The sequence below is a fragment of the Lonsdalea britannica genome (genome assembly GCF_946477055.1).
In the GTDB taxonomy this organism is placed as follows: domain Bacteria; phylum Pseudomonadota; class Gammaproteobacteria; order Enterobacterales; family Enterobacteriaceae; genus Lonsdalea; species Lonsdalea britannica_A.
Genome location: NZ_CAMKXG010000181.1, coordinates 1 through 7,205, shown reverse-complemented (window position 1 = coordinate 7,205; position 7,205 = coordinate 1). Strand labels below are relative to the sequence as shown.

The following is a 7,205-nucleotide window of genomic DNA, read 5'->3' as shown; positions in this document are numbered from 1 at the left end:
CTGTCTCTGCCGGGGCTGGTGATCGCGCTGGCGATGGTAGCGGTGCTGGGACCGGGGCTGATTAACGGCGCTTTGGCGCTGGCGCTGACCAGCTGGCCCCAGTTTGCCCGTCAGGCCCGCGCAGAGACGCTGGCGCTACGGCGCAGCGACTATTTGGCCGCCGCCCGAATGCAGGGCATTACCGGCCTGCGGCTGATGAGCGGGCATATCTTGCCGCTGTGTTTGCCGGGCGCGGTGGTGCGCGCTGCGCTGAGTCTGGGGGGGATTATCCTGGCTGCCGCCGGACTGGGTTTTCTGGGGATGGGCGTACAGCCGCCGACCGCCGAATGGGGGTCAATGGTGGCGGAAGGCAGCAAAGTCATTTTCGACCAATGGTGGGTGGCGGCCGCGCCGGGCGGCGCAATCTTGTTTGCCAGCCTGACGTTTAACCTGCTGGGCGACGGCCTGCGCGACAAACTGGACCCGCGACATGAAAAACAGTGAAACCACATTGCTGGACGTCAACCAGCTGTCTATTGGATTGGCGGATGACCCGGCAGCGCTGCTGGTGCATCCCTTGTCGTTCCGTCTGGGCCGGGAGCGCGTCGCGCTGGTCGGCGAATCGGGTTCCGGGAAATCTCTGACCGCCAAAGCCCTGATGGGATTGCTGCCGTCCGCGTGCCGAATTCATAGCGGCGATGTCGTTATGAACGGCCAGTCGCTGGTTTCGTTAAGCGAAAGTCAGTGGCGGCAATGGCGCGGCGATCGGGTATCGATGGTCTTGCAGGACCCTAAACACGCGCTCAATCCGATGCGCCCGGTGGGCTGGCAGGTGGAAGAGCCGCTGAAACTGCATACCTCGTTATCCGCGCGTGAACGGCGCGAAAAGGTATTAGACATGTTTAACGCCGTCGGGTTGGCGGACCCCAAGCGCCTGTACAAGCAGTATCCGCATCAGCTTTCCGGCGGAATGGGACAGCGCGTCATGCTGGCCATCGCGCTGATTACCGAGCCGGAGTTACTGATCGCCGATGAGCCGACGTCCGCTCTGGACCATGAACGACGCGATCAGGTGCTGTCGCTGATCGACCGGCTGGTGGAAGAACGCAACATGGGACTGTTGCTGATCAGCCATGATCTGCCGCAGGTAGCGCGTCACTGTGAACGTGTGCTGGTGATGTACAAAGGGCGCTTGCTGGATGCTCTGGCGGCGGAAGATTTGCCGCAGGCCACTCATCCGTATACCCGTACGTTGTGGAACTGTCAGCCGAGTCGACACACCCGGGGGCAGGTACTGCCGGTATTGGATCGCGCGTTGCTGGAGTCGTTGTCATGAGTCGTCATGCTGTTGTACTGCGTCATTTAAGCGTGTCACACCCGCAGGGAGGGCACGCTAATCAGGTCGTTCATGACGTCGATCTGACCATCGCTCGCGGCGAGTGTTTTGGGCTGGTCGGTCCGTCCGGCTGCGGTAAATCGTCGTTACTATGGGCGCTGGCGGGTCTGAATCTGCACTGGCAGGGGGAGATGACCTTGCTGGATCAGCCGGTGAAACCGCACCATCCCTTTACGGGAGAACTGCGTCGCCGGGTACAGATGGTATTTCAGGACCCGTTCGCTTCTTTGCATCCCCGTCATCGCCTGAGGCGCATATTGTCCGAGCCGCTCAAACTAATCGGAGAAACGGATATCGACGGACGGATTGAACGTGCGTTTCAGCGGGTCGACTTGCCGCTGACGCTGCTGGATCGCTATCCGCATCAGCTTTCGGGCGGTCAACGTCAGCGCGTAGCGATCATCCGGGCGCTGCTGCTCCAGCCGGAGCTGTTGCTGCTGGATGAGCCCACATCCGCGCTGGATATGTCGGTGCAGGCTGAAATTCTCAATTTGCTGAATGAGCTGAAATCGGCAGGCGATCTGACCTTGGTACTAGTCAGCCATGACGGCAACGTGATTGACCATTTATGCGACCGCGCGGCGGCGATGTCGCAGGGGCGTTTGCAGCCGTTCTGATCTGATTAGCGTGAACGGTTATATCAAAGCATTTTATGCCATTAGCGCAATCACCGGTCTTTTCTCTAGACTCTACCCATCATTAAATTTGTGTCATGGAGACAATATGAAAAAGTGGCTTCCCGTCATGCTGGCGACGGTTTTGCTAGCCAGTCCGTCGCTGCGAGCGGCGACCCCGCCGAATACGTTGGTGGTGGCGATTTCCCTCAATGGCATCATCAGCCTGGATCCGGCGGAAAGTTTTGAAACGGTCAGCACCAGTTCGCTGGATGCGCTGTATCAGGCGCTGGTGAAGAGCGATCGCGTTAATCCGACGCAGCTCAACCCCGATCTGGCTAAATCCTGGCAGGTTGGTGCGGATGGACGCAGTCTGATTTTCACGCTGGACCCGAAAGCGACCTTCGCCTCCGGCAATCCGGTGTTGGCGGATGACGTGATTTATTCATTTACCCGGGCGGTGAAGCTGAATAAAACGCCGGCGTTTATTTTGAATGAGCTGGGCTGGAAAGCGGAAAACATCGATGCACAGTTTACAAAGCTGGACGATCATCAGCTGGAAGTCCGTTGGACGGCGAATATCGGCAGCGATCTGGCGCTTCGGCTGCTTTCCTCCGGCGTCGCCTCTGTCGTCGACAGCAAAGTGGTTTCCAGCCATAGCGTAAACGATGATTTCGGCAGCGGCTGGTTGAAAAATCACTCTGCGGGCAGCGGTGCTTATCAGCTTCGCAACTACATTCCGCAGCAGGCGCTGGTGCTGGAAGCCAACACGCACGGCGTGAAGCAGCCAAAACTGAAGCAGGTGATTTTGAAAGATGTGGCCGATCCGGGCGCGCGGCGTCTGCTATTGATTCAGGGCGATGCGGACGTGGCGTACGATCTGGGGGCGGATCAGTTCAGCGCACTGGCGAATCAGCCGGGCGTCAGGATCAGTACGTCGCCGGGCGGCAAAATTTACTATCTCGGATTCAACACGCAGGATAAGAAAGCGCCGACGCTGGGCAACCCGGCATTCTGGCAGGCTGCCCGCTGGCTGGTGGATTATGAAGGGATCTCGAAGAACCTGCTCAATGGCCAGTTCATCGTGCATCAGAACTTCCTGCCGGAAGGGTTTGATGGCGCGGCGAAAGAGCAGCCCTTCAAACTCGACGTCGATAAAGCGAAGAAGATCTTAAGTGATGCCGGTATCAAGCCGGGCACCCGTTTCGCGCTGACCGTCATTAATCAGCCGCCGTACACGGATATCGCGCAGGCGTTGCAGGCCAGTTTTGCCCAAGCCGACATCCATATTGACGTACAGCCGGTGGTGGAAAGCGAGCTGTGGACGAAAATGCGTTCGCGTAATTTCCAGTCGATTTTTGTTTACTGGGGCCCGGACTACATCGACCCAAATACCAACGCCAGCTCCTTCGCCTATAACGTGCCGAACGGTCCGAAAACGTTGGCGTGGCGCGTAGGTTGGGATATTCCGGAACTCAGCCAGCAAACGCAGGCTGCGGCGGCCGAGCGCGATCGCGAGAAGCGCCAAGCGCTGTATCAAACGCTACAGCAGGAGATCCGTGAGCGTTCTCCGTTTGTGGTAACGCTGCAGGGCATGCGTCTGGTGGCGGTGCGCGACAATCTGAAAGACGTGAAACAAAGTCTGGCCAACTCCATGTTGTATTACGATGACATTGCCAAGTAAGACGGCAACGCCATCCGGTGTCTCTCTTCACTGGGACAGACGGAGTTAACTCCGTGAGCGAGCCGCAAAAGAAAAAACCATCGACCGCAAGGCCGATGGTTTTTTTATGTCGCGAGCAGAAGGTTCTCTCGCGATAGTATGGAACGCGTGGCCTTACCAGCCGACGCCCAGACCCAGCGAGTACAGAGTATCGTTGACGTTGCCCTGAACGCTTTGCGTCCGGTTACGCGCCACCTGCATGCTGACGGAAGACCAGTTGGTGAGCTTATAGCGCAGACCCGCACCGGCTTTGAAGTACAGCTTGGTGGTGTTGTCGAAGGAGCGTCCGACTTCGCCCGTGGTGAAGAGCTGTGTTTTCTTACCGGAGAAGTAACGGCTGTAGTCCCATTTCAGACCACCGGCGAAGAAGTCGTCCTGACCGTCTTCCTGATAGACGAACTGTTGGCTACTCACCAGCGCAGTGACGGAGAAGGCGCCCAGATCGTTATCCCAGAACTGATAACCCGGACCGGTACCGATGGAGCGGCTGATCTTAATCTCTTCCACCCAGTCGCGTTTGTATTGGTAACGGCCCTGCCAGAACCAGTTTTCATCGATGAATTTGTCCAGCGCATATTCACCCCCGACGTTTTTAGTGCTGTCGACGTCGTCTTCTTCTGCCATATGGTATCCAGCGTCCAGATTATGACGCCAGGTGCCGTGCAGAAGTTTGGTGCTCAACACCACATCGTGGTTGTTGGTCGTTGTCGAACTTTTCTTGTGTGCCAGGCTGGCATCGATATTGCCTTTCCAGGAGAGATCCTGCACCAGCGGCTTAGGGACGATCATGGAGTTGATGTCGCTCAGCGCCATCGTGCCTTCATTCGCCGTTCCCGCCTGATCGCCGCCATCGCTCAACGGCTTCTGAACCACAATCCCGCGGGTCTCTGCCGGTTTGATGGCCGGGTAGAGCACACCTTCTTCATAACGGTGACCCTGAATGACCATCGCATGGTCGGTCTGGAAGGTTTTGACCTTGTCCCAGGAGACGGACAGCGTATCCGCATAGTCCGTTTTGATGAACAGTTTGCCGCTGTCCAGCAGAGTAATCTGTCCAGTGACTTTGTCACCGTTGGTGAGCCAGAGGGTATCGGCGGCGTAACTGGTGGAAACACCCGCGACACTCAGGCCGACGTACAGGCCGAGAGTGGATAGTGCAAATTTGGAATGTGTCATGTTGTGAGATAAACAAATGGTGACTGATGTTGAAAGACGTCCTTGAGACGTTCGGCCGTTAGAACACCGGTCGGAACCGGCGCCGCAAACATTAACAGGAAACGTGTCGTGTCTCTAGGCATAAGTGAGTATCAATTAGAATGTAAATCGTTATAACCGAGGTCATTAATGATTTACCGGTATAACAGTGTGGGAAGCCTGAGCTTCCCACGGCGAAACGATTAAGCTGCGCTGCTCGACTCCTTGAGTCGGCGGCTCAGAAAGCGGTCCGTCAGCGCGTTACGAATCCGCACCACAACCTGTTCCTGAAATATGACGCACAGCGCCACCGTCGTTAATAGGAAAATGCCGTAACCGGTCATGGAGAGCTGTACCTGACCCGCCGAAACGACGCACTGAGACCAGTTAGTGAAGCAGGTCATGGGATTGGCCCGCACCAGCTGCTCCAGCGTTCGGTAAAGGTTAAATAATGGCACATGCAGCGCAAAAATGGACAACGAGGCGGCGCCCAGACGTGGAGACCACGTTCTGATCCACTCGCTGCGCGGATCGCGGGCCTGCGCCGACAGGCAGACTAACAAGACCTGTGAAGGCAGCAAAAACCCGTTGTGCAGCAGGAAGTACCAGTGAGCGCGGCCGCGGGTAAACAGAACGGTGGCGATGATGAAGCAGACCACGATAAAGGCCACCAGCCCATTGCGCTGGCGGGTGGTCAGCGCCGGGACGACACCGTCTTTATACTGCCGGAAAATCGCATAGCCGAGGATACCGGCCAGAAACTCCGGTAAACGGAAAATAGGACCGCGTTGCAGAAGCCCGGTGTACGGCATGCCGTACAGCTTGTGCCAGACCACCCATACCGCAGGCAGTAAATAGAGCACAAAAATGAACGTTAACCATCGGCGCGGGTAGCGACTGTTCATCAAGCGCGGCGCCAGCAGCGGGAACAAAAGGTAGAAGAAGAACAGGGTGGACAGCGACCACAACGGCGCATTGAAGGTCAAAAAATAAGGGTTCCACGCCTGTAACAGTAACAGCTGCAGCAGGCTGTTAAACGTCAGCTGGGCGTTATCCATATAGTGGCGCAGCGACGCCGGGTCGACGCCCGGCTGGTTGCTGTCATAGATCACAAAACGCGCGCTGGCGACCTGGCCTTCCGGGGGGATCGCCAGCCACTGCATCAACATGACAACCAGGATCGAACTTACCAGACCGATGATGTGGATGGGGTAGAGATTGAACAGGCGCTTGGCCATAAACCGTCGGGCTGGCTCGCGCAGCTGACCGTCCCGAATATAAACGTGTGCGAGCAAGAAACCGGACAACACAAAGAAGGTGCTCGTCGCAAAGAATCCCATACTGGTTAACTCGTCCAGAAACGGGATTTTGAATCGCTGGGGATAGACGTGCAGCGTGTGGTAAACCATAACGTAACATCCCAGCAGAAAACGGAGCCATTCCAGTCCGATAAACCGCTCTTTACTGACTTTCATCTCTATCCTCCGTGTGCCTGGCTGCTGAGGCCTGAACAGAACAAATACTCAGTTTAGGAAAAGAATGCGGAAATATATCTAGGAATAGGGCGATAAATGCTTTGGATACAACGCTAAGTCACCTTTTATGACCGGTTAAAGCGTTACCGCCAAAGGGATGACCGCAGGTTAATGAAACCGTAATGCGAGAACGCTATTAACCAATAAAAAGGCATTCCGGTCTAGCCGTTTTTTTGTGATTTGATGTTACTTAGCCGCCGTCTGGGGCGGCGTGAAGCCAGCCCAAAACCGAGTGTGGTCAACAAACCAGCAGTCAGACGCGTTAGACGCTGCAACGTGGATTTTTGGCTATACTTACCTCGGTTTTGATTCGAGATGGCTCATCAACAATCAAGCTGCGATCTATTTTAATGGGCAAACAGGTCAGTTACTAACGAGATGAGGTAGGTATGGGCATTCTTTCATGGATTATCTTCGGTTTGATCGCGGGTATCCTCGCCAAGTGGATCATGCCGGGGAATGATGGCGGCGGTTTCTTCATGACGATACTGCTGGGCATCATTGGTGCCGTAGTGGGCGGATATATCAGTACCTTCTTCGGCTATGGTCGTGTAGATGGTTTCAACTTCGGTAGCTTCATCGTGGCCGTCATCGGTTCTCTGGTAGTGTTGTGGATTTATCGTAAGATTCGCAGTTAGCCTATAGTACGGTTTGTCCGCATCTGATCGGGTGCGGACAGAAATAGCTTCTTTTTCCTCCTTTATTCCCCATCACATCACTCCTTTGTCATTCCCATTTACTTTTGTTACTTAAATTTATTATTT

Annotated in this window: 7 protein-coding genes; 5 read left to right on the top strand and 2 right to left on the bottom strand. The window is 55.7% G+C overall.

Annotated elements, in window-relative coordinates:
- The 4 genes from Q7O77_RS12315 to Q7O77_RS12300 form a co-directional block, all read left to right on the top strand.
- Nucleotides 1–483, top strand: a 483-nt coding sequence (locus Q7O77_RS12315) for an ABC transporter permease (protein WP_304167668.1), incomplete at its 5' end; no start/stop codon positions are given.
- Nucleotides 470–1,315 carry an ABC transporter ATP-binding protein gene (locus Q7O77_RS12310; protein ID WP_304167666.1) on the top strand — a complete coding sequence of 282 codons (846 nt, stop codon included), beginning with the start codon at nt 470–472 and terminating at the stop codon, nt 1,313–1,315. The genes Q7O77_RS12315 and Q7O77_RS12310, both read left to right, overlap by 14 nt.
- Nucleotides 1,312–1,992 carry an ABC transporter ATP-binding protein gene (locus tag Q7O77_RS12305; RefSeq protein ID WP_304167662.1) on the top strand — a complete coding sequence of 227 codons (681 nt, stop codon included), beginning with the start codon at nt 1,312–1,314 and terminating at the stop codon, nt 1,990–1,992. The genes Q7O77_RS12310 and Q7O77_RS12305 overlap by 4 nt, the downstream gene beginning before the upstream one ends.
- A 106-nt stretch (nt 1,993–2,098) precedes the next feature.
- Nucleotides 2,099–3,673 carry an ABC transporter substrate-binding protein gene (locus tag Q7O77_RS12300; RefSeq protein WP_304167659.1) on the top strand — a complete coding sequence of 525 codons (1,575 nt, stop codon included), beginning with the start codon at nt 2,099–2,101 and terminating at the stop codon, nt 3,671–3,673.
- A 153-nt stretch (nt 3,674–3,826) separates the two neighbouring features.
- Here the strand turns inward: Q7O77_RS12300 and Q7O77_RS12295 are convergent, their stop codons facing one another.
- Nucleotides 3,827–4,888 (bottom strand): DUF481 domain-containing protein, encoded by a 1,062-nt coding sequence (locus Q7O77_RS12295; RefSeq protein WP_304167656.1) that lies wholly within the window; start codon nt 4,886–4,888, stop codon nt 3,827–3,829.
- 221 nt (nt 4,889–5,109) lie between these two features.
- A complete protein-coding gene (locus Q7O77_RS12290; protein ID WP_304167653.1) occupies nt 5,110–6,381 on the bottom strand; it encodes an acyltransferase in 1,272 nt (423 codons plus the stop codon).
- A gap of 449 nt (nt 6,382–6,830) precedes the next feature.
- Between Q7O77_RS12290 and Q7O77_RS12285 the strand changes: the two genes are divergently transcribed.
- Complete coding sequence (locus tag Q7O77_RS12285; RefSeq protein ID WP_085651838.1) at nt 6,831–7,079, top strand: GlsB/YeaQ/YmgE family stress response membrane protein; 249 nt, start codon at nt 6,831–6,833, stop codon at nt 7,077–7,079.
- Nucleotides 7,080–7,205: the final 126 nt, after the last annotated feature.